The 22410-nt window shown below is 39.7% G+C and carries 18 protein-coding genes; 5 read left to right on the top strand and 13 right to left on the bottom strand.

Going from position 1 to position 22410, the window contains the following annotated elements; translation table 11 throughout:
- Nucleotides 1–54: 54 nt before the first annotated feature.
- The 12 genes from RYX56_RS15310 to RYX56_RS15255 all read right to left on the bottom strand — a co-directional run bounded on the left by RYX56_RS15310 (nucleotide 55) and on the right by RYX56_RS15255 (nucleotide 12339).
- Nucleotides 55–1464: a sensor histidine kinase gene (locus RYX56_RS15310; protein ID WP_317122924.1), complete on the bottom strand. Its 1410-nt coding sequence runs from the start codon at nucleotides 1462–1464 to the stop codon at nucleotides 55–57.
- Nucleotides 1457–2158: a response regulator transcription factor gene (locus RYX56_RS15305; RefSeq protein WP_317122923.1), complete on the bottom strand. Its 702-nt coding sequence runs from the start codon at nucleotides 2156–2158 to the stop codon at nucleotides 1457–1459. Before RYX56_RS15305 ends, RYX56_RS15310 begins: the two co-directional genes overlap by 8 nt.
- 79 nt (nucleotides 2159–2237) lie before the next feature.
- Complete coding sequence (locus tag RYX56_RS15300) at nucleotides 2238–3056, bottom strand: cytochrome c oxidase assembly protein (RefSeq protein WP_317122922.1); 819 nt, start codon at nucleotides 3054–3056, stop codon at nucleotides 2238–2240.
- 3 nt (nucleotides 3057–3059) lie between these two features.
- A complete protein-coding gene (locus tag RYX56_RS15295; protein WP_317122921.1) occupies nucleotides 3060–3554 on the bottom strand; it encodes a DUF2243 domain-containing protein in 495 nt (164 codons plus the stop codon).
- A 145-nt stretch (nucleotides 3555–3699) separates the two neighbouring features.
- Nucleotides 3700–5376 (bottom strand): sulfatase family protein, encoded by a 1677-nt coding sequence (locus RYX56_RS15290; protein WP_317122920.1) that lies wholly within the window; start codon nucleotides 5374–5376, stop codon nucleotides 3700–3702.
- Between the two features lie 151 nt (nucleotides 5377–5527).
- Nucleotides 5528–5797: an AMP-binding enzyme gene (locus RYX56_RS15285; protein WP_317122919.1), complete on the bottom strand. Its 270-nt coding sequence runs from the start codon at nucleotides 5795–5797 to the stop codon at nucleotides 5528–5530.
- Between the two features lie 5 nt (nucleotides 5798–5802).
- Nucleotides 5803–7062 (bottom strand): class I adenylate-forming enzyme family protein, encoded by a 1260-nt coding sequence (locus RYX56_RS15280; protein ID WP_317122918.1) that lies wholly within the window; start codon nucleotides 7060–7062, stop codon nucleotides 5803–5805.
- 155 nt (nucleotides 7063–7217) lie between these two features.
- Complete coding sequence (locus RYX56_RS15275) at nucleotides 7218–7817, bottom strand: response regulator (RefSeq protein ID WP_317122917.1); 600 nt, start codon at nucleotides 7815–7817, stop codon at nucleotides 7218–7220.
- Between the two features lie 11 nt (nucleotides 7818–7828).
- On the bottom strand, nucleotides 7829–8950 hold the full coding sequence (locus tag RYX56_RS15270) for a sensor histidine kinase (RefSeq protein WP_317122916.1): 1122 nt from the start codon (nucleotides 8948–8950) through the stop codon (nucleotides 7829–7831).
- Between the two features lie 118 nt (nucleotides 8951–9068).
- A complete protein-coding gene (desA, locus tag RYX56_RS15265) occupies nucleotides 9069–10130 on the bottom strand; it encodes a Delta(5) desaturase DesA (protein ID WP_317122915.1) in 1062 nt (353 codons plus the stop codon).
- A 168-nt stretch (nucleotides 10131–10298) separates the two neighbouring features.
- The gene (locus RYX56_RS15260; protein ID WP_317122914.1) at nucleotides 10299–11426 is read right to left on the bottom strand and encodes a PLL family lectin; all 1128 of its coding nucleotides are present in this window, start codon (nucleotides 11424–11426) and stop codon (nucleotides 10299–10301) included.
- Nucleotides 11427–11616: 190 nt separating this feature from the next.
- Nucleotides 11617–12339, bottom strand: coding sequence for a YybI family spore inner coat protein (locus RYX56_RS15255; protein ID WP_317122913.1), 723 nt, complete (start codon nucleotides 12337–12339; stop codon nucleotides 11617–11619).
- A 287-nt stretch (nucleotides 12340–12626) separates the two neighbouring features.
- Here RYX56_RS15255 and RYX56_RS15250 point away from each other — a divergent pair, with 287 nt between their 5' ends.
- The 5 genes from RYX56_RS15250 to RYX56_RS15230 all read left to right on the top strand — a co-directional run bounded on the left by RYX56_RS15250 (nucleotide 12627) and on the right by RYX56_RS15230 (nucleotide 19099).
- Entirely contained in the window at nucleotides 12627–14300 is a 1674-nt protein-coding gene (locus RYX56_RS15250) for a glutamine--tRNA ligase/YqeY domain fusion protein (RefSeq protein ID WP_317122912.1), read from the top strand.
- A 307-nt stretch (nucleotides 14301–14607) separates the two neighbouring features.
- On the top strand, nucleotides 14608–15297 hold the full coding sequence (locus tag RYX56_RS15245) for a response regulator transcription factor (protein WP_317122911.1): 690 nt from the start codon (nucleotides 14608–14610) through the stop codon (nucleotides 15295–15297).
- The gene (locus RYX56_RS15240; protein WP_317122910.1) at nucleotides 15294–16301 is read left to right on the top strand and encodes an ATP-binding protein; all 1008 of its coding nucleotides are present in this window, start codon (nucleotides 15294–15296) and stop codon (nucleotides 16299–16301) included. Before RYX56_RS15245 ends, RYX56_RS15240 begins: the two co-directional genes overlap by 4 nt.
- Before the next feature lie 103 nt (nucleotides 16302–16404).
- The gene (locus tag RYX56_RS15235; RefSeq protein WP_317122909.1) at nucleotides 16405–17166 is read left to right on the top strand and encodes an ABC transporter ATP-binding protein; all 762 of its coding nucleotides are present in this window, start codon (nucleotides 16405–16407) and stop codon (nucleotides 17164–17166) included.
- Nucleotides 17156–19099 carry an FtsX-like permease family protein gene (locus tag RYX56_RS15230; protein ID WP_317122908.1) on the top strand — a complete coding sequence of 648 codons (1944 nt, stop codon included), beginning with the start codon at nucleotides 17156–17158 and terminating at the stop codon, nucleotides 19097–19099. Before RYX56_RS15235 ends, RYX56_RS15230 begins: the two co-directional genes overlap by 11 nt.
- A gap of 100 nt (nucleotides 19100–19199) precedes the next feature.
- Here RYX56_RS15230 and RYX56_RS15225 read toward each other — a convergent pair whose 3' ends face one another.
- The gene (locus RYX56_RS15225) at nucleotides 19200–22373 is read right to left on the bottom strand and encodes a bifunctional cytochrome P450/NADPH--P450 reductase (RefSeq protein ID WP_317122907.1); all 3174 of its coding nucleotides are present in this window, start codon (nucleotides 22371–22373) and stop codon (nucleotides 19200–19202) included.
- Nucleotides 22374–22410: the final 37 nt, after the last annotated feature.

Below are 22410 nucleotides of genomic sequence, written 5' to 3'. Positions count from 1 at the left end.
CTAATATGAACACAAGATGAACAAAAAAAGGCCAGCTATAAAGCCAACCTTTTTCTATACTCCATCTTTCTTATTCGATTGCGGCAATGTAAACGTGAAGGTCGTTCCTAATCCAACCTCACTTTTAACATGAATGGAAGACTGGTGAAGCTCAATTATCGATTTAACGATGGACAATCCTACTCCCGTCCCGACTTTTTTGGAGCGAGCTTTATCAGATTTATAAAACCTCTCCCAAATGTAGGAGAGATCCTCCTTTTTAATGCCCTCTCCTACATCCTCGATGCTCACTTTCACGCTCTCACCTGCCTCAGTAATGTGAATGTATATAGGCTTATCGGGCGGCGAGTGATGGATGGCGTTTTCTATTAGATTGATAAAGACTTGTTCAATCCGGTCTTTATCAGCGAACACAAACACATCACCAGCTTCTTCCTCTAGTTCAATAAAGATCTCTGCCGATTGCAGCTGGGGCTCCATTTTTGCTGCAACAAGACGAGCTTGTTCACTCAAATTATAGGAGCTTGGCTTGATCGTTATATGACCATGTTGAAGCTGTGACATATCTAATAGATCATTTACCAGCTTGCTTAAACGTTCAGTTTCATTTTTCATGATCGCGTAATAGTGTTTTTTACGATGATCCGCGATTGTGCCATCAAGAAGGGCTGTTAGAAATCCTTTAATAGATGTGAGCGGCGACCTTAAGTCATGGGACACATTTGTAATAAAGTCCGTTCTCATCTGTTCAATATTCTCGAGCTCTTTTGCCATGTAATTAAAGGTCGTTCCTAACTGGCCAATCTCATCATTCGTAGCAACTCGTACATGTTGAGAAAAATCGCCTTTAGCTAATTGAAGGGCAATTTGATTCATCTCTCTTAACGGAGCCGTCAGCCTTCTTGAGATAAACCAGAGAATAAATCCTGTAAGTGACATAGTGATCGTGAAGGTTAAACCAATCATGATCAGCACTTGTTTATACTGATGATCTAATTCATAATACACCATGACCATGACATGAGGTGTGGGGGCATTGACATCAATCGGTTCGGCTAACGTATAAACAAGACGGTTATCCACCCACATCCCTTCAGCTAGTTCCCCTCCGCTAAGCAGGTCTTCAACCACATGTACATTGACTTTAAGCTGTGGGGCTTGATCATAGCTCGATTGATATACACGGTTTGCCTCTGAATTGTAAATAAAGATGCTATTATTCATTTGACTCAAACTGATGTCGAGTGAAGCATCAAGGACCTCCTCGCTCCAGCCTTCTGTTGCTGCCAGATCGAAATGTCCTTCAATCTTCGCTTTTGAATAATCAAACCCCTCTTTAAAGTCATCATACATATTCACATGAAAAAGATAGAGAAAGATTGAACTAAATAAGAAAAATGAGACAAGGATAATCACAAAATAGGTGACGAACAGCTTTGTAAAAATATTTTGATGTCTAATCATTTTGCTTCTCCATAAACTTATACCCTACGCCACGAATCGTTTTGATCGTCCATTTCGCATCAGCGTCTGTTAACTTCTCGCGAATACGTTTAATATGAACATCGATTGTTCTTGGATCTCCATCAAACGCATAGCCCCAAATCTCATCTAGTAGCTGCTGGCGAGTGAACACTTGATTAGGGTGACTGGCAAGATAATAAATCAAATCCATCTCCTTAGGCGGCATGATCATCTCTTTACTGCCAACAGCTGCCTTATATTGCTTCCTATCAATAATAAGCTCTGAGAGAGATATAATCTGTTCCTCATCATCTAACAGATCGGCCCTTCTCATAACCGCCTTCATTCTAGCAACCAATTCATTTGGATCAAAAGGCTTCACCACATAATCGTCTGCACCGATGTGGAGCCCTTTAATCTTATCCTGGCTTTCTCCCTTTCCCGTCAGCATAATAATAGGAATCTTCCGGTTATCCCTTCTAATGTCTCGGCACACTTCCCACCCGTTTATCTTGGGCAGCATAATATCTAGGAAAATAAAATTAGGATAAGAATCAAAATACGCTTCAAGACCTTCTTCCCCGTCATAGGCAACGAGCGTCAAATAGCCTAGTTTCTCCATATATAATTGAATCAGCTCAGCAATATGAAGGTCGTCCTCTATAATTAATACAGTTAATGCCTTATGTTTCATCTTCTTACCTCTGTTTATTTAGAATACGTGCTCACTCTATTATAACGAAGGTTTATGAACATAATATGAACAAGCTCTCTTACACACTTTCAGCAGTTGATTGCCTACTCATCTGTACTTTAGGCTTTGTTGCCTTATACCAATGCAAGCAAAGGATGAAAATAATGATGATATCAACAGCATCTCCGCCGTAATACATTAACATTCCTCCACTTTCCGCTTGGGCTCTTTCCACTCCTTGAGGAGGGTTAGCATAAATATATTTTGATAGAATCCCATGTCCTGCTAGTGCAAGGACCAATACTACTGAACGATAAAGATAGCTCCTTATATGAGGCATCGGATCGATATAGATCATCGACACCGTAAATAGATATCCAGCTAAAAAAACGTGGAAATGAATAAAGATATGAAGAGCGACAATCTCGTGCATCATCAGATAGAGGTCTGTCGTATAGAGAAGCCAAAGTCCTCCTACATTTAATAGAGAAGCAATAATTGGGTCTGTAAAAAACGCTGCTACTCTCGTTCGTAATACGTTTGTTACCTTTCTAGCAGCATGGGTAGGAAGTGTACGTAAGAACAAGGTCATAGGCGCTGCGAGAACCATGAAGAGAGGTGCGAGCATTCCCAAAAATAGATGCCCGGCCATATGCCAAACAAAATCCTCATGAGCAAGCTTAGCTAACGGACCTAGAACAGAAATGACCGCTAAAGCTGTTCCAGCCGTCCACAACCCAATTCGGTAGACGGGCCATTTTTTATGAGTATGATTAGATATCATGACAGCGGCCAAATATAAAATAAATAGTACAATAAAGGGAGAGGCTAAAATCCACTCAGCCAGGACAAACCGGGTCTGCTCCATAGCGTGTTGGTAATGATGATGACCTTCCATGAATTATTCCCCCTTTACTTGTCTTGATTGATTAGATCGCTTAACAAGAACAATACCAATAATGATCATGACAACTGCACCGATATTCCATACCAAATCATACACAATGACATTTTCTACATAGCGAATCTGGTGAATACGCATCACCTTATGCTGAATGATCCCATCATACAGCTGAAACACTCCGGCACCAAGAAAGATCCCGCCCCACCACCGTTTAATATTCACGGCATGACGCCGTCTCAAATCAGCAAATAAGAAAAGGCCGCCAATTGTTGCAAACCAACTAAAGGCATGAAATAACCCATCTGAGATCAACCCGATATCTGTAGTCGACAAATCGTAAAAATGATGCCACCGTAGCAGCTGATGAAAGACCATTTCATCAATGAAAGCAATGAGGCCAATTCCAAATAAGATCCCAGACCAAAGGTTCCGTCTCGAATAGTCATCCTTCTTAACATTATTCAAATCATTGGCTATACTCTTCTTCTCCATAAGAACCTCCTTAAAGACTATCAAGTATTCTAGCAATACACTCTCTATGTATTTATTACCATTTATATCATTATTAAACGAATGCTTTTAAAGTAATAGCTAACAGCCCCTCACCTGTATAGATAAAGGGCTGTTTTCTTTCTTTTTATTCACCATCTATTGGAAGGAGTCGTTTTTGTTTAGATTGTTCGGCTAAGATCGCACTTAAAACCTTTTGTATGCGGCCAGTCAGTTCTGTAGCATGTTCAGGGTTGGCTAAATTTCTTTCTTCAAACGGATCTTGAGTAAGATTATATAATTCAAATTCATCAGGCACTTGCTTTCTTGTTTGATCATCATCGAACTGAGGATTGTCAAAATATCGGGCATACTTCCAGATTTCCTTCTCGCTTCTCTTTCCGCTCGGAAGTTTAGCAATAACCGCTTCGATATGATTAGGCTGAAGAACTGACTGATAAGGCTCTCCTCTAGCGGTTGTTTGATTCAGTCCCTTAGTGACATCGTCATCCGTCATAAAGTAAAGAGGTTCATCTGCCTCTTGAAACGCCTCTGACCCTTTTATTAACGGGGTTAGATCCTTTCCAACTAAAGGCCTTACTTCTGTATGACTTTTTGCAAGCTTATCCTGCACCTTTTCTATCTTCACTCCTGATAACCCTAATAATGTAGGCAGAATATCAACATGACTCGTCAGCATATCCGTTTCCTCATCCTGCTCGAAAAGAAGCGGATTATGAATAATGAGCGGAACGTGGATAGATTCTTCGTACATGTTATACCACTTTTGATGCAATCCCCCATGTGCCCCTAGCAGCTCTCCATGGTCAGAGGTAAAGATCACAATGGTATCTTCATAAAAACTAGATTGTTTAAGAGCTTTAAAAACCTTTTTCATCTCTTGATCTGCTTTCTTTTGTAGGCTGTAATACAGCTGTCTGTAAAAATTATTGTCGATAATCGGCTGAAGGGCTCTGGGGTAAGTGTAACGATAGCTCTCCTGTGCTCTCGGTTTAGTTGATAATGACTCCTCTACCGTAGGAGCTGGCGGAATAAATGGCAGTGTCTGATCGACCTCAAAATGAAAAGCTGGCTGCACAGCCGTTAGTACACCGTACAAAGCGATATCATGAGGATTTACCAATGAACACATAACAAACCACGGCTTTTGTTCCTCTATTTTTTGACTTTTCTTATCTAAAGACTTTATCAGCTTCACCGTATCTTCTGCATAAACCTGATCACGCCCACTCATACCCTTAGCCGCAGAAGAAGCAGAGTTACGAGGGTCTGTTCCATGAGGTTCAGGTCCTATCCAGCTAGAAAATCCAAAAGCATCAAGGCGATTTGCTTGTTTATACATTTTTACCTTGTCTTTCACAGGGACCCCCGTATTTGTGTTATAGCTAGAATATGCATCATGAGTACCTGGAATTAAAATATCTTCATCCGATGCATGCCACTTACCTTTCCAAAAAGTATCATATCCCGCTGCGCGAAAATAATGCCCCATGGTCGGTACAGTATTAGGATCGAGCCAAAAAACATCTGGGTCAAATGCTCCCTTAGCGACACCAGTGGTTTGAGTGACTCCGTGCAGGGAAGGGTATTGTCCCGTATATAATGTGGTTCGACTCGGGGAACAGGCGGTACTACCAGCATAATGATTTTTAAATACCATCCCATTTTTACGTAACAGTTTTTGTGCTGTTAAGTTTTCTTCACACCATTTTTTTAATTCGTTCGTTTCATACACTGCGGGATACCGTTGCTGGTCCACCATTAAGATAAGAATGTTCGGCTTCTTTCTCTTCTTGTTTCTCATGTGATCGCCCCCTGCATGTTAACTCTTTTAAACGATGCAAACTTTATATACTATATGCTCTATTGGATAAAGGCAGTATCTATTTCTTAATTGAAATGGACGTTTAAAGAATAAGAAAAAACCTTATCACATGATGTGATAAGGGCGCAGTTTATTTCGTTTGATGAGCTTTGCTGTAAGTCTCTCGAAGCTCTACTTTTAAGACCTTGCCAGATGGGTTTCTTGGCAACTCATCGACAAATTTAATCGATTTTGGTTTCTTATAACTGGCTAACCTGCCATTACAAAATTCAATCACATCTTCACTTAAAATCGATACATCATCCTTTGGTACAACAATTGCCTTCACTGATTCTCCCCATACTGGATCTGGAACTCCAATTACCGCAACATCTAGAATATCTGGATGAGCATACAGCACTTCTTCTATTTCACGGTATTTACCCCTCCGCTGATCAGCATATCTTTTTTCCGGTCGACAATATAGTAATAGCCTTCCTCATCCTGCATCGCCATATCTCCTACAGAAAAATAACCATTCCAAAAGGATTCGTCTGTCGCTTCTGGATTATTATAATAGCGATCTAACAAATAAGGCGTCTTAAAATAAAGCTCTCCTACTTCCCCATGCGGTACAGGTTTCTTCTTTTCATCTAAAATAAGACATTCAACATAAGGAAACGGCTGCCCGACACACCCATCCTTTCTCTTAATATCTTTAGGTTTGATATTGAGTGTAATCGCCGCTTCTGTGGAACCGTAAAACTCATGAAGGTCTACATTTGAAAAGAAATGAAGAACATCGTGCTTCGTTTGGGTAGGTAGCGGTGCCCCTGCTGATATCAGGATCCTCATTGAGCTCGTATTATACTTATTTTTCGTTTCATTATCTACGTTTACTAGAAAATTAAACATCGTAGGAGCCATGAAAGTATTAGTCGCTTTATACTTTTCTACATCTGCAAGAAATTGTTCTGGATTGTAGGATTCTTCAACGACTACTGTCCCACCGACAATTAGCTGCATCATCAAGAATATCCAAGGTGCAGCGTGATAAATAGGGCCAGCCACAATATGTACATCCGATTCATCTATTTTATACTCGTAGGCTGCAGCCATCCCCGTCAGCATACGTGAGCGGTGAGAAATTACGACACCCTTTGGTTTGCCCGTCGTCCCAGAGGTGTAGCCAATATAGAGGGTATCCTTCTCGTCCACTTCAACATCCGGTTCAGCCGTTGAATTCCGTGATAGGAATGGTTCGTAGTTTAACAAGTTGCTCGCAGTCTCTTCCTTGCCTACAACTAACACCGTATCTAGCTGGGGCAGCTTTGGAAGTAATGCTTTAATATCTGCTACATATTCGGCAGTGGTAATAAACCCGCGGCTTTCTGAATTCGCTATGATATATTCCATTTCTGGACCGACTAAACGGTAGTTTATTGGAACAACAATGACACCGATCTTAGCGAGTCCTATAATTACCTCAATGTAGGCAGCATGATTTTTCATCATCACTGAAACTTTATCGCCTTTTTTGTAACCTTGTGATAAGAAAGCGTTCGCAATTTGATTTGTACGTTGGTTTACATCGTGATAAGTCAAGGTCTCACCTTTAAAAATCACGGCAGGCTTATCTTTAAATTTCTCAGCATTTTGCTTGAAAACAGATCCAAATGTAAGCACAATCTACACCCTCTCAAAGTAAATATTATGAATTATCACTCTTTAATTGTATATAATTTTCAGAATCCTAACAAGAAACATCGAATCAAGCACAAAAAAAGTCAGTGCTTCCTTCGATAAGAAAGAGTGCATCTGACTTTTAACAAAGCATTCCGCTATTTAAACCAACCCTTCTCTTTAAACCTCGAAATTGCTTCAATTCTGTTACCTACATCAAGCTTATCCAGTATGACTGAAATATAATTACGCACCGTACCATTTGTCAGATAAAGCTCACTTGCGATCTCGTTAGTGCTTTTCCCTTCAGCAATTAACTCCATGACCTGCTTTTCACGATTCGTAAGTGGATTTTTATCATCGTAAGCCAAATCGATTAATTCTGGGGCATAAATCCGCCTGCCGTCCATGATGATACGAATCGAGTTTGCTAGTTCTTCACTAGGACTATCTTTTAACAAATAGCCGCTCACCTCTGCATTTCTGGCCCGTTCAAAATAACCGGCGCGTGCAAAGGTGGTTAAGATAATGACTTTACATGGTTGATCGATCAGTTCTTCTGCTACATCAAGTCCACTTTTCATTGGCATTTCAATATCCATGATACAAATATCAGGTTGGTGCTGCTTCACTAAGGCTAAAGCTTCTTCACCGTTCCGTGCTTTCCCAACCACTTCCATATCTTCTTCCAAATCAAGTAAAGAACTGAGAGCCCCTAGCAACATTCGCTGATCTTCGGCAATTACTATTCGAATCAAGTCAATCCCCCCTATGTCCTTTGTTGAATGATATTTGGCACTCGAATATCAAGAGTAGTCCCATCTGATGCTGAGATGTCCACACTGCCATTTACAAACTCTAACCGTTCTCTAATTCCCCTCAGTCCATTTCCTTCCGTTGAACCCTCGTCCTCTGATATCCCAATGCCATTATCATGTACAATAATTTGAAGTTCTTCATCTAGCTCTTGGATCACTAATTTACAAGAAGTAGCCTGACTATGCTTAATGACGTTGGTCACTGCCTCTTTCAAACACATACTCACGACATTTTCGACTAATAAGGGGGTATTCGTTAATTTGGCATTCCCTTCAAAAATGAATTCCATTTGTGCTGCTTTTAAAATTTGCTGCATATGAATGATTTCATCTTCTAGCTTTGCCCCACGCATATCAGATACCATTTCACGAACTTCTTTCAATGCTGTCCTCGCTGTTTGATTAATATCACTTAATTCAACTTTTGCATTCTCCGGGTTGATCTCAATTAATTTCTTAGCCAAATCACTTTTTAATCCAATAAGAGATAATTTTTGACCAAGTGTGTCATGTAAGTCACGGGCAATCCGTTGCCGTTCTTCAATAACGATAAGTTGAGAGATTCGTTTGTTTGCATCTTCTAATTGTCCTTCCAACTTTTCACGTTTGTTTCGATTATACGAATTAATGGGCAACAAAATCACACCGATAATCGAAATAATAATAAAAGGAAATTGAGCAAAAAACAGTTCATTTTGAGTAAAAAAACTTAAGCTCGCTGCAATAATCGTTGTTAACAAGTGCGTGACATAAAGGGTGAAAAACCCCACTTTACTTTGAATATTCCCTATGAAAAAGGCGAGGAAAAGAGCAAAATAAACATACCCGTAAAATAAGCTCATACCAATACTGATCGCCATCTCAATTCCTACCCATAAATAGACGAGCCCACCTTTAGAAATAAACGATAGACGGTACGAAACAAAGAACAATAAGATCATAATAATACCAAAAATAATTTCGATAGCCGAAGATGACCTAAAGATGAAGTAGAATGGTAATAAACAAAAAATAATCCATACGTACACGCTTAGCCCCGTATTTTTCGGAAAGATATTATACCAACTTTGCATAATGACCTCCTTTCTTTATTTAGATGATACTTTTATCATACAATAATTTTCCTTTTTTTGTCCTTTTTAAGAAGCAACGAAAAACCATTCAATGGTGATTGAACGGCTTTTCATTGAACTATTTATTATTAGTTTGAAGGCTCGCTTGCCTCTTTTTCAACTCTACATTTGATTTTGCCTTAGGAAGTAGGTGTGCTACTTGTTTAAAACTAACAAACGTTTTACTTTTTTGGTCATATAGACGGAAACGAATCGATTGTAAACTTGATCCCACAGTAATCGTTGTCGCTTGTTGCAGTGGTGGTGTTGTTTCATGAACTTTTTCTAAGTTGTAATTCGGAACTCTAGGACTTAAATGATGTACATGATGGTAGCCAATATTTCCTGTCACCCATTGTAATACTTTTGGGAGTTTATAATACGAACTTCCATCTATAGCAGCTTTCACATAATCCCACTCTTCTTCATTTTCAAAGTAAGAGTCTTCAAATTGATGTTGCACATAAAATAACCAAATTCCAAGCGATCCTGATACGAATAAAATAGGTGTTTGAACAAGTAAGAACGCCTGCCAACCAATTAACCAGATGAGCACGGAATAAACAGCCACAACTGAAACGTTAATCAAATGTGTATTTAGTCTTTCTTTCTTTCTAGCATCTTTACGATTGAAGCGATTTGTAATCAAGAACAAGTAAAGTGGCCCCAATCCAAACATCACAATTGGATTGCGATAAAGGCGGTATGCCATTCTTTCCTTAAATGAGGCTGATACATATTCATCTACCGTCATAATCCACACGTCACCCGTGCCACGTTTAGCTAAATTACTGCTTGTTGCATGGTGAATCGAATGCTCACGTTTCCACTTTTCGTAAGGGAACATCGTAATGACACCCGTAATGGTACCAACTATATTATTAAGCTTTTTACTTTTAAAAAATGAACCGTGACAACAATCATGAAAAATAATGAAGATGCGAACAACAAATCCTGCTGCTACAACGGCAAATGCAAAGGTTAACCAGATTGAAATGGATAAACTTTGATACGCTAAAAACCATAATAAGAAAAACGGTGGAACCGTATTCAATATTTGTTTTAAGCTTGATTTAATATCTGATTTTTCAAATGGCGCAATACTTTTTTTGAGTTGAGATAACTTTGAATTACTACTCATGACTTCCCCCTTGATAACATCTTTAAATTTATTATGGGAACTATTTAATTAACTTAATCATAAAAGAAACAGATGCGGCAAAGAAGTCATGAACGTCAAGAAGCAGATATGACAGTTGTCATATCTGCTTGGTTATAAGCTATTAAAAAGAAGTGTATACGCTCCTCCTTATGCAAACGATTTATGCCACATACCATCATTTCTTCCCCTTGCAAAACAATCAATCCGGTTCAATCCCCATGACACAGCCCCTGGGGAAGAACGAATTCCTCCTTGTGGGGCTCCGAGGTTCTCCCAGTTACTCCACCTTGATCCGTTCCACCATTTATGCCACATTCGATTGTTCCTAGCTCTTACAAAACAATCAATTCGGTTAGGCGCCCAAGAAGAAACAGCCGGTGAGCCATCAAACCCTCCCTGTGGTGATCCGAGATCTTCCCACCCGCTCCACCTTGAGCCATCCCACCATTTATGCCACATTCGATTGTTCCTGCCTCGAACAAAACAATCAATTCGATTTGGTCCCCAAGAGACAGCACCTGGGGAACCATTTAATCCTCCCCTTGGAGCACCGAGATTTTCCCAGCTGCTCCACCTTGCCCCGTCCCACCATTTGTGCCAAAGGTTGTTATCATTCCCTTGTACAAAGCAATCTAATCGATTTGCTTGCCATGATGCCACAGCAGGTTTCCCTGTAAACCCAGGCCGAGGAGCTCCAAGATCTTCCCATTCTCTCCACCTTGAACCGTCCCACCATTTATGCCACATCGTATCCCTTCCAGCTCTTGCAAAACAATCAATTCGATTTGGTCCCCATGAAACGGCCTCCGGTGAGCTTCTTAAACCACCCCTTGGCGAACCTAGGTCCTCCCAATTATTCCACCTTGCCCCGTCCCACCATTTATGCCACATATTATTGTTGTTTCCTCGAACGAAACAATCAAGTCGGTTAGCCTGCCATGATGCTACAGTAGGTGACCCCCTAAATCCACGTGGAGGGGAACCAAGATCCTCCCACTCTCTCCAACTTTGACGCCAATCAAGATTGTGGCCCTCATGTTGATCATAATAAGTCGGAGTATACGGCTGATGTGTGTATGGATTATTTTGAAACTCGTATCCTTGTTGAAGTGTGTATGGGTTGGATTGCAGTTGATACCCTTGTTGAAATGGGTATGGGTTATATTGCGGTTGATCATCGTTTTGGTATCCATAACCCTGCTGCCATTGAGACGAATGGTAAGGACTGTTCCTATACCAATGTGTATACGATTCTGGTTGAAACTCATTAACCATCTTACACATCCCCCCTCGTATTGTTTTACTTATTCAGATTATGACTATACGAAGATGTACCATGACAAAAACACTTCACTAATAAAATTTACGTAAATTCAGTGACACCATTCACTATGGGCAGAAATGCAAAAAAGACACCCTACATGGGCGTCATATTTTGCATATAGTGTTCGATGTCTATTGCCCTTTAATCATTTTCCGTACCCCAAATCGCAACATTTTGATTCTGCAGCCCGAAGTTATGACCATTCCACCCTAAAGTGTTCAGGACATACCCAAGAGAGTCTGCATTGTATCTCCCTGCTATTTTTTGATAAGCAAGTAGCTCATACACACCATCTGAATTAAAATCGATTGGATATAGACCACTTAAAGGATTGACAAAACCGCTGATCGGACTGAGAAGCAAACCGTTTTCATCATATATTTCATTTAAATAATCACTATCTCGAGTTGAGATATCAATGATGTATTTTGTATTATTTATGAGGCTAATGACTTCGACTTTATAATAATCTTGGTACGTGACTTCATATTTATACTGCTCATTATACACATTAAAATCAAAAAGTAGTTGAGCCATATTATCAAGGTAGGAATAAATGAAATGATACATAATCGCTCCGCTGCCGCCCGTATTAATACTTATAAAAATATCATCAACTCCGTTTCCGGTAAAATCGCCTAAAAACAAAGTAGGTTCATAGCCCGTATTATCACTAAGTGCGACACTCGACATGTAGCCTGTACTCCCGTCTTGAACAACTAGAGTGATATCCTGTATAAAAGGACTATCAGGCGTTTGTATACCAGTGAGATATACTTGATCGATAACACCGTCTCCTGTTACATCTCCCTCTGCATAAGCTACAACTTGCACTTGACCATTGGTAACCCTAGAATAATACATATTATACGCCTCTCCCCCTGCTAGACTCCTATCCTTATCCTATGGGCTATATGAAATATTGCTACTTGTTTGGGTAAATATTGTACCTTTAATTTTTATCGATTACATACTTCTAATCGATTCGGGTAAGAATAATGTTTTCTACAAAAAAACCTCTAAAACCCCGGCAAATATAAAGCCTAGCATTTGTTCAAACACGGACATGTGATACAATATTCTCTATTACACAGTGTATGATGGAAAAACATTCTATACACAATTCATAATAAGAAAAGGCGTGAAAAAACATGGAACATACTTCTTCCAATTTTATACGAAATATCATAAAAGAAGACTTGGACTCCGGCAAACGAAACCATGTTATGACTCGTTTCCCACCAGAACCAAATGGTTACCTACATATCGGACATGCTAAATCGATCGTCATTAACTTTGATCTAGCAGATGAATTTGATGGAAAAACAAATTTGCGCTTTGATGACACGAACCCACTAAAAGAGGATTCAGAATATGTCCATGCCATTAAAGAGGATGTGAAATGGCTCGGCTATAATTGGGATGGCCTCTTTTTCGCTTCAGATTATTTCAAAGAGATGTATGAGAGAGCGGTCTTGCTTATTAACAAAGGAAAAGCATATGTCGATGACCTTTCAGCTGATGAAATCCGTGAATACCGAGGAACATTAACAGAGCCCGGGAAAGATAGCCCTTATCGCAGTCGTTCAATTGAGGAGAACTTAGACTTATTCGAGCGCATGCGTAAAGGCGAGTTTGGAAACGGGGAAAAAGTATTACGTGCAAAAATTGATATGAGCTCACCTAACATCAACCTAAGAGATCCTGTTATTTATCGTATTTCTCATACAACACACCACAACACTGGGAATGAGTGGTGCATTTACCCAATGTATGCCTTCGCTCACCCATTAGAAGATGCAATTGAAGGTGTAACTCATTCAATCTGTACAACAGAATTTGAAGATCAACGCCCTCTTTATGATTGGATCATTGAACAATGTGAAACCCAAAGTGTACCGCAACAAATCGAGTTCGGCCGCCTAAACATTACAAATACAGTTATGAGTAAACGTAAATTAAAGCAGCTCGTTGATGAAGGATTTGTAGATGGCTGGGATGACCCGCGTATGCCAACGATTTCTGGTCTTAGAAGAAGAGGTTATACACCTGAGGCAATCCGTACATTTGTCCGTGAGACTGGTGTTTCAAAAGGATGGGGAGCAGTAGACTCTCAAATGCTTGATTACTTTGTACGAGAGGACTTAAAATTGAAAGCTCCCCGTACAATGGGAATCCTTCGCCCGTTAAAAGTAGTCATCACTAACTATCCAGAAGGACAAGTTGAAATGCTTGATGCGGAAATCAACCCTGAAAACCCAGATATGGGAACAAGACAAATCCCATTTTCAAGAGAAATCTATATTGAACAAGAAGATTTTATGGAGAACCCTCCAAAGAAATACTTCCGCCTCTTCCCTGGTAACGAAGTTCGTCTAAAGCATGCGTACTTCATTAAGTGTGAAAACGTCGTCAAAGATGCGGACGGAAACGTGGTTGAAATCCATTGTACGTATGACCAAGAGACAAAGAGTGGATCTGGCTTCACTGGTCGTAAAGTAAAAGGAACATTGCATTGGGTCGAAGCAACTCAAGCCGTTCCAGCTGAATTCAATCTATTCGAGCCACTTCTACTGAGCGAAACGCAAGAAGAAGTAGAAGAAACAACAGAACCAGCAGAGGAAAAAACGTTCTTAGATCAAGTAAACCCTAACTCTCTTGAAGTACTAAAAGGCTTCGTTGAACCGAATATGAAAGACGTAAGTCCACAAGAGAAGTTCCAATTCTTCAGACACGGCTACTTCAATGTCGATCCAAAAGAGACAACGAAGGGTCACCCTGTGTTTAACTTAATCGTTTCATTAAAGAGTTCATTTAAGCTTTAATCACCCTTAGATAAAAGGGAAAAAGACCTGCAATTTCGATTGCAGGTCTTTTCTTTTCGTATGTGGAGTTTATTTTAAGTTAATAGTAGAGATTGTCCTAGCTCAAACGAACAACTATTTTGCTAACGTCACCCTTACGAACGGCAACTGCTAGGCCCCCCACTTTGGATTGATTCCTAAATTCTAAAATGAAATTTCTTTCGAGTTTTTCTAAGTGAAAAAGCTCTTTATCCCAACCTACTTTCTACCATAATTCCCCTTCCCCTTAAGTTTTTGCTATACTTTTAGTGAAAGTGTGGTGAATTCGTTGTTTAAAATATTTTTAATTGAAGATGATACTTCTCTTTTTAAAGAGATTAAAGACCGGCTTATAGATTGGGAATATGAAGTGTATGGGGTCCGGGACTTTCAAAAGGTGATGGAAAGCTTTGCTGAGGTTCAGCCAGACTTAGTCATCATCGATATCCAGCTTCCGAAATATGATGGCTTTCATTGGTGTCGGATGATTCGGGAACATTCGAATGTACCAATTGTTTTCTTATCTTCACGTGATCATCCTACCGACATGGTAATGTCGATGAATTTAGGTGCAGATGATTTTATTCAGAAGCCCTTTCACTTTGAAGTACTAATCGCAAAGATTCAAGCGATTTTGCGCCGTGTTTATAACTACAATACTGGCACATCGGAACTAAAAACGTGGATGGGTGCAACGATTGACTTGGAAAGAAGTCGTATAACGAATGATGATGGAATGATTGAACTTACCAAAAATGAGATATTTATCTTAAAGCTGCTTGTTGAGCGTAAAAATAAAATCGTCAGCCGAGAAGAGTTAATAAACTTATTGTGGGATGACCAACGCTTTATTAGTGATAATACGTTAACTGTTAATGTAAACCGGCTCCGCAAGAAACTAACTGAAATTGGTCTGGGAGCAGGAATTGAAACGAAGGTTGGTCAAGGGTATATGGCCATTGAGCAGGTGAGGAAATGATCAAGACCTTTATCAGGGAGAGAAGAAGCTGGATCTTTTTGATTGTTCTTTTGCAGCTGCTTGCTTTATTGATGGCTTACTTAGATCCCTCTCTTTCGCTTGGCTCGATATACTATTATGTATTTCTGGCCTTCGTTATTTCATCGATATTTATCGTAATACGATATTTCAAGGAAACGTCCTTTTTTAAAGAGCTTGACGCGCGGGATTCTACGACTGATATGACAAGTCTACCTGAACCAACCAGCCCATTTGAATCATTGATATATGAGCAAATTACCTCTCCTATTGAACAAATAGAAAAAGAAGCCTCTTGGAAGCACCTTCTCCTTGAACAAGAGAAGGACGAGCTGCTTTCTTGGATTCATGAGGTGAAAACACCATTAACTACTCTGCGATTAATCATTGATCGTACTGATGATCCTACGCTAAAGTCAGAGCTCATGCATGAGTGGTTACGAATTCACTATTTGCTCGATCAACAGCTGCACCAAAAGCGGATACCTTTTATTGAAAATGATTTATTTATTGAAAAGGTTGAACTTGAACCGCTTCTTTATAGTGAAATTCATACGTTACGGTCTTGGTGCTTAAAGAAGGGAATTGGTTTTGATGTTGAATTAGCTTCATCAAAAGTGCTCACAGATGCGAAATGGCTGTCTTTTATCCTCCGTCAGCTTTTAACAAATGCTGTTAAATACAGCGAGGAAGGATCAGAAATTACGATCCAATCATTTGTGCAAAAAGGGCAAACGACCCTATCTGTAGCTGATACCGGCCGCGGCATCGACCCACGAGACCTTCCAAGAATTTTTGATAAAGGTTTTACGTCTACCATTCAGCAGCACGATCAGCATGCAACTGGCATGGGCTTGTATTTAGCAAAAAAGGCCGCTCCCCCGCTTGGCATTCATATTTCTGTTCAGTCAACTATTGGCCGCGGGACAACCTTTACCCTTACCTTCTCAAAAGAAAATCAATATCTCCAGATTCAAGGCGTGTGACAAAAATGTCACTCGCTTTTGCCTTTTTGTTAGGAGAATCAAAGGACTCTATGTGCCAGACTTTATACAATAAGAGTATCTTAACAGGTGGAGGAAATGTGATATGACAATACTTGAAGCTAGAAAAATTCATAAAAGCTATGGAAATAAATTTACGAAGCAAGAAGTTTTGAAAGGAATCGATATCAGCATTGAAAAGGGTGAGTTTCTAACAATCATGGGTGCATCTGGCTCAGGGAAAACCACTCTTTTAAATGTATTATCAACGATTGACCGTCTAAGCCATGGTTCACTTATGATCAATGGAGAGGAACTAACGAAGAGCAAGGAAAAGAAGCTAGCAGAATTTAGAAAGCATCATTTAGGGTTCATCTTTCAGGACTATAATTTGCTAGATACATTAACCGTTAAAGAAAATATAATGTTACCTCTCTCAATTACGAACACTGCTAAAAAAGTAGCACTCGAGAAATTCCAATCAGTAGCAGCAGAGCTTGGAATTGAAGGAATTGCAGATAAATATCCTAATGAAATCTCAGGAGGGCAAAAGCAGCGAACATCTGCAGCGCGCGCGTTTATTCACCAGCCGAGTATAATATTTGCTGATGAGCCTACAGGTGCTCTTGATTCAAAATCAGCGTCTGACCTTTTAGGTAAATTAAGCAGCTTAAATGAAAAGCGAAAATCAACGATTGTGATGGTGACACATGACCCTGTTGCAGCCAGCTACAGCAGCCGCGTCATCTTTATAAAAGATGGCCAAATTTACACCCAACTAAATAAGGGAGAAGAGAGCCGCAACACCTTCTTAAAAGATATTATGAAAACACAAGGAGTGTTAGGCGGGGTGCACTATGAGCATTAATCAGCTTATTATTCGCAGCTTTAAGAAGAATATAAAGAGCTATTATCTATATGTGTTTGCACTCATGTTTAGCGCCGCACTCTACTTCGCCTTTGTCACTTTGCAGTATGACCCTTCAATGGATGAAGCATCCGAATCGCTTAGAGGGTTAGCTGCCATACAGACAGCATCCGTTCTTCTTATTGCGATCGTGACCGTATTTCTACTATATGCAAATAATTTATTCATCAAAAGACGTAGTAAAGAAATTGGGCTGTTTCAACTGATCGGTATGACAAAGAATCGTATCTTCATGATTCTTAGTGCTGAAAATTTAATGCTTTATTTCGGCTCGTTATTAATTGGGATCTTTATCGGCTTTGCCGTATCGAAATTAGTCGCGATGACCTTACTTAAAATAACGGGGGTGGAAGCTGTTGCCTCTCTTTACTTTTCAGGCAATGCTTTCATTCAAACACTGCTCGTATTCGGTGCTATTTATCTTTTAATCATGCTGATGAACTATCTGTTTATTAAGCATCAAAGCATCCTGTCTCTGTTTCAGATCAAAAGTAAAACAGAAGGCCGGGTGAAGAGGATTTCATTAGTTGAAATCTTAATTGGAATCCTCGGTATCACGTTGATTGCAACTGGTTATTACGTATCTGCGAGGCTTTTTGATGGAAGCTTTGTATCTATGAACTATCTATTTTTTGCGATGATCTTTATTTTGGCATCAGTTATTATCGGGACTTACTTTTTCTACAAAGGCTCAGTCCGATTTATAGCCAACCTCATTAGAAAGAATAAGAGTGGATACTTAAACATTAATGAAGTGATGTCGCTATCGTCAATTATGTTCCGCATGAAATCAAATGCGATGCTGCTCACGATTATCACAACGGTATCTGCTCTTGCTATTGGTCTCCTGTCATTAAGCTATATCTCGTATTATTCTGCTGAAAAAACAGCGGAGAGTACAGCTCCTGCCGATTTTACGTTTATCACCACAGAGAATGCAGAAGCTTTTGGTGAGGTATTACAAGAAAGCGGAATTACTTACAGTGAAAAAGTGATTGATGTGATCCAAATGGAAGTAAATGTAGAAGAAATTGTGGGAAGAGATATGGAGAACTTTCAATTTGATACGGGTAAAATGACCATGTCTGTGATTAGCGACCGTCATGTGGAAGGGATTGATGTTAGCGAAGGCGAAACGACATTCTCAGGGTTTAGTGATGCGATGCAAGCTCTGCTAAACTTACAAGATTCAGGTACACTCACCTTTCATGGACTCACTGAAGCAGTCGAGCAAGAGTATCTAGGATTAGCGAAAGAAAGTGTGCTTCCTCACTATTTCACATTTGGATTGCCAACAGCGATAGTCGATGATGCGACATTTACAAAACTCGCTAATGACATGAATCCAGATATTCAACTTGAATCCTCGATCTTTGTAGGATTTGCATTAGAGGATAGGGACACCGTGGGAGTAGCGGATGAATTATTTAACAGCATGCCGTTCAGTGAAGACTACGGCTATGCCTCTCAATACTCAGAAGTGCGCCAGCAAAAAATGAACATGGGACTTATCATGTTCATCGTCGGATTCCTTGGACTTACCTTTTTAATTACCTCAGGCTGTATTCTCTATTTTAAACAAGTGGAAGAAGGCGACGAGGAACAACCAAACTACAAGATTCTTAGAAAATTGGGTTTCACAGAAAAAGATCTACTAAAAGGTATACTAGGAAAGCAGCTATTTAATTTTGGTATCCCTTTAGTTGTTGGACTAGTGCACAGCTACTTTGCCGTCAAATCAGGCTGGTTCTTCTTCGGCACCGAGCTATGGACACCAATGATCATTGTGATGGGATTATATGCAGCAATGTATTCGATTTTCGGTGTCTTATCGGTTCTTTATTATAAGAAGGTTATTAAGATATCACTTTAATCAAGGAAGAAGCTCCAGGAGGTTGGTCCTGGAGCTTTTTTTGAGTTATTTAAAGAAGTTTAAAAATCAGCCAGCGCTGAAATTACCGATTAAAATCTCCTTACCACACATCCTTTACATAACGCCCTTCTTGTTGAAGATCATCTAACCACTTTTGAGCGTTTGTATCTGATTCATTTTTAATAGTGACATAATTGCTTTTTAATGTTTGTTCTACGTCCGGTGCCATCCTACTTCCTTCCCCACAAATATAGAGGTAGCCTCCTTCTTCATCAAGCAGTCGAATTAATTGGCCGGCGTTTTCATTCATCAGATCTTGTACATACGTTTTAGGCCTGTCTTCCATACGGGAAAATGCGGTATGCAGGGAAACGATGCCTTCTTTCTCATACTCTTTTAATTCCGAGTCATATAAATAATCATGCTTCTCGTGACGACTTCCAAAGTAGAGATGTGCTTCTCCAAGCTCTGTGCCTTCTTTTTTCAATGCATCTCTCGCTTGTATAAACCCTCGGAATGGGGCAATCCCTGTCCCTGGTCCAACCATTATCACAGGAGAGCTAGGTTTTTCTGGCAGCTTAAAGGCACGTTGAGTTCTAAAGAAGATCACTACGTCATCGCCTTCTTTAAGTTCCATCAAATAATTGGAAGCTACCCCTCTGTATTCTCCATTTCCACTATATGCGTCTCCTCTTACCACACTAACCGTAATACTTACTTGATCTCTCTGGACACTTGGGGCGCTCGAGATAGAGTAATATCTAGGTTTTAACGGTGGCAATAAAGATAAAAAGTGCTCAAATTCAATCTCACATGCATCATACCTTTCTAGGAAATCAAGCATAGAGACTCTTTTCTTAGAAACTTCAATACGAAAGTGCTCATCTTCTAGCAACTGCTCTAATTCGATTTTATGAGGAGGACAAGTCGTTTTAGACGCCATTTCTACTACTTGTTGTTTGCTAGCAGGTTCTTGTAATTCAACACTGTAGCTAAGAAGATCTTGGATACTTACTGGTTTTCTTTTTGGTAAATGGGCTAATTTGCGTCCACTCCCTTGTAAAATCACTTTTTCTGTTCCCTTCAAGTTAAAACGTTTTAAGACACGCTCAACCAAGAAATGATTATTTTTTGGGATGATCCCCAAGTGGTCACCTTCGCGATAATGCAACCCTTTCGGAACAGCTATTTCAAGGTGACGGGTGAAGCGCCCGCTTTCCTCACTTTGAAGTTCACGATTTTCTAGAACAGTGCTTTCCTTTGTTAAATGATTATTTGCTATTGAGGCCTCAGCAATTCCACTCACATATTGAAGCTCAAGACGCGTCCCTTGATTCCATAGATCTTCCTTCAGCTCGATATCAAGTTCCTTTAGAACAGCAGGCCACATGGCTCCGTGCCACTCCTCGAACTCCATTTCAAAATCAGCATTTGCGTTCCCCTCACCACGCTCATATACTCGTATAGCTCCTTTTCGTTCTAACTGTTGGTCAATGAGTACAGGTACTTTTTGATACGTACTTGCCCAATTAGTATCGCCACACCCGAATACAGCGTACCTCACCCCATCAAGTGAAGCATCAGTCTGATCGAGCCATTCTATAAATTCCTCGGCATTTTCAGGTGGCTTTCCGTTGTAAGAGGCTGACACAATAAGAACAAGCCCTTCCTTAGGCAAACTTCCTTTAAACTCATTTAAAGTCGCTACATTACAATCGAACCCTTGCAGGCGACCAGCCTCTGCTAAATCTCTTGCTACTCCTTCTGCGGTACCCATCACGGAACCATATAAAACGAGTAAAGGAGTCCCGTGATTATTTTTCTTTGCCTTTTCTTCTACCGGCTGAGTTTCTCTTTTTTTAACAGTACGTTTAGGGCTAGGCATCATGATGTCTTTTCTTTCACGTACTTGTGTTTTTATTTTAAAGTCATGAGGCTTTAGAGTTAATGTTTCTTTAACTTCAAGTTGGTAATCAGTATGGTCAATAAAGTCAAATTCTCTTAAAAGCATACCTAGTACCAGTGTTGCTTCATGTAAAGCAAACTGTTGTCCAATACATGCTCTTTTCCCATTACCAAATGGTTTATATGCATTCTCAGGCACTTTAGTAGGATCTTCAAACCTCTCCGGTTTAAATACATCTATATCCTCTCCCCAGGCTTCCTTATCTCGGTGCAGAGCAGAGAGGAGAACATTGACTGAATCGCCTTTTTTGATTTGATATTCTCCCTGAAGCGTTGTATCTTCTAGTGCATAAAGGGAAAACGCTGGTGCTGTTGGCCAAAGGCGTAAGGTCTCCTCTAAAATCATTCGTATATATTTAAGCTGACGCACTTGTTGATAGCTTGGTAGTTCATGTGTTAGAACCGTTTCCACTTCTTCTTGTGCTTTCTTTAATTTATCTTCATTTTTCAGCAAGTAATATACTGCAAAAGAAAGAAGTCCACTTGTTGTTTCATGACCTGCGATTAAGAATGTAATCATTTGATAGCGTATATTCTCATCATCTAACCCTTCTCCAGTTTGAGGATCTACTCCTTCAAGCATTCGAGATAGGAGGTCGCCCTTGTCGATCTCATCTGAGCGTTTGCGGTCAGCAATTAATTTATCTACCAGTTCATACATCGTATCAATATCTTTTTTAAATGTGTTCTTCTTTCGAATACTTAATTTATCTTGTATTTCAAGGCGATGCAATTGATTCATTGCTTCATCAAGCGCACTAACCATACTTTCAATAAATGGGTGATTTTTTTCAGTATAAAAACTATTAAACCGATAGTTAAACCCACATAAGCCGATGGTATCAAGGGTTAGACGTGTCATATCTTCAGGCACATCAATTTCTTCATCCTCATTGAGCCTTGCCCATTTTTGAATTAATTGAAGTGCAATATCGAGCATTTTATCGTGATAGCCTTGCATCGCTCTTTGACTAAAACTAGGCAACAATATATTATGAGCTTTCTTCCAATTATCTTCATGCGTCCAACTCGTGAATAACCCATCTCCAGAAAATTCTCTGACATTTCGCAATGGCTTCCATACGTTTTTGGCAAATCTGCTCTCATCACTAACCTCTTCGACAATCTTGTGTCCAGATACATACAATGTATCTCTTCCAGGAAGCTGCATTCTAAAAATAGGCCCATACTTAGTAGCTAACTTAGAAAACGATTGTGTAGGGGCATCAAAATTGATCTGAGGTAAATTTAATAACTGCCCGTAAGTACGGGGTTGTGGTATTTCGTTTCTTGTTTTAAGTTTTTTCATTTATTCTCTCTCCTTCTTAATAATTAAAACGGAATGA

The organism is Alkalihalophilus lindianensis, from assembly GCF_032843265.1.
Classification (GTDB): Bacteria; Bacillota; Bacilli; order Bacillales; family Bacillaceae_D; genus Alkalihalophilus; species Alkalihalophilus lindianensis.
This window is presented reverse-complemented; position numbering and strand designations above follow the sequence as displayed.

Coding starts and splice junctions, on each gene's coding strand:
- RYX56_RS15310 (WP_317122924.1), bottom strand. CDS start 1,464: ATGATTAGACATCAAAATATTTTTACAAAGCTGTTCGTCACCTATTTT.
- RYX56_RS15305 (WP_317122923.1), bottom strand. CDS start 2,158: ATGAAACATAAGGCATTAACTGTATTAATTATAGAGGACGACCTTCAT.
- RYX56_RS15300 (WP_317122922.1), bottom strand. CDS start 3,056: ATGGAAGGTCATCATCATTACCAACACGCTATGGAGCAGACCCGGTTT.
- RYX56_RS15295 (WP_317122921.1), bottom strand. CDS start 3,554: ATGGAGAAGAAGAGTATAGCCAATGATTTGAATAATGTTAAGAAGGAT.
- RYX56_RS15290 (WP_317122920.1), bottom strand. CDS start 5,376: ATGAGAAACAAGAAGAGAAAGAAGCCGAACATTCTTATCTTAATGGTG.
- RYX56_RS15270 (WP_317122916.1), bottom strand. CDS start 8,950: ATGCAAAGTTGGTATAATATCTTTCCGAAAAATACGGGGCTAAGCGTG.
- desA (WP_317122915.1), bottom strand. CDS start 10,130: ATGAGTAGTAATTCAAAGTTATCTCAACTCAAAAAAAGTATTGCGCCA.
- RYX56_RS15260 (WP_317122914.1), bottom strand. CDS start 11,426: ATGGTTAATGAGTTTCAACCAGAATCGTATACACATTGGTATAGGAAC.
- RYX56_RS15255 (WP_317122913.1), bottom strand. CDS start 12,339: ATGTATTATTCTAGGGTTACCAATGGTCAAGTGCAAGTTGTAGCTTAT.
- RYX56_RS15250 (WP_317122912.1), top strand. CDS start 12,627: ATGGAACATACTTCTTCCAATTTTATACGAAATATCATAAAAGAAGAC.
- RYX56_RS15240 (WP_317122910.1), top strand. CDS start 15,294: ATGATCAAGACCTTTATCAGGGAGAGAAGAAGCTGGATCTTTTTGATT.
- RYX56_RS15235 (WP_317122909.1), top strand. CDS start 16,405: ATGACAATACTTGAAGCTAGAAAAATTCATAAAAGCTATGGAAATAAA.
- RYX56_RS15230 (WP_317122908.1), top strand. CDS start 17,156: ATGAGCATTAATCAGCTTATTATTCGCAGCTTTAAGAAGAATATAAAG.
- RYX56_RS15225 (WP_317122907.1), bottom strand. CDS start 22,373: ATGAAAAAACTTAAAACAAGAAACGAAATACCACAACCCCGTACTTAC.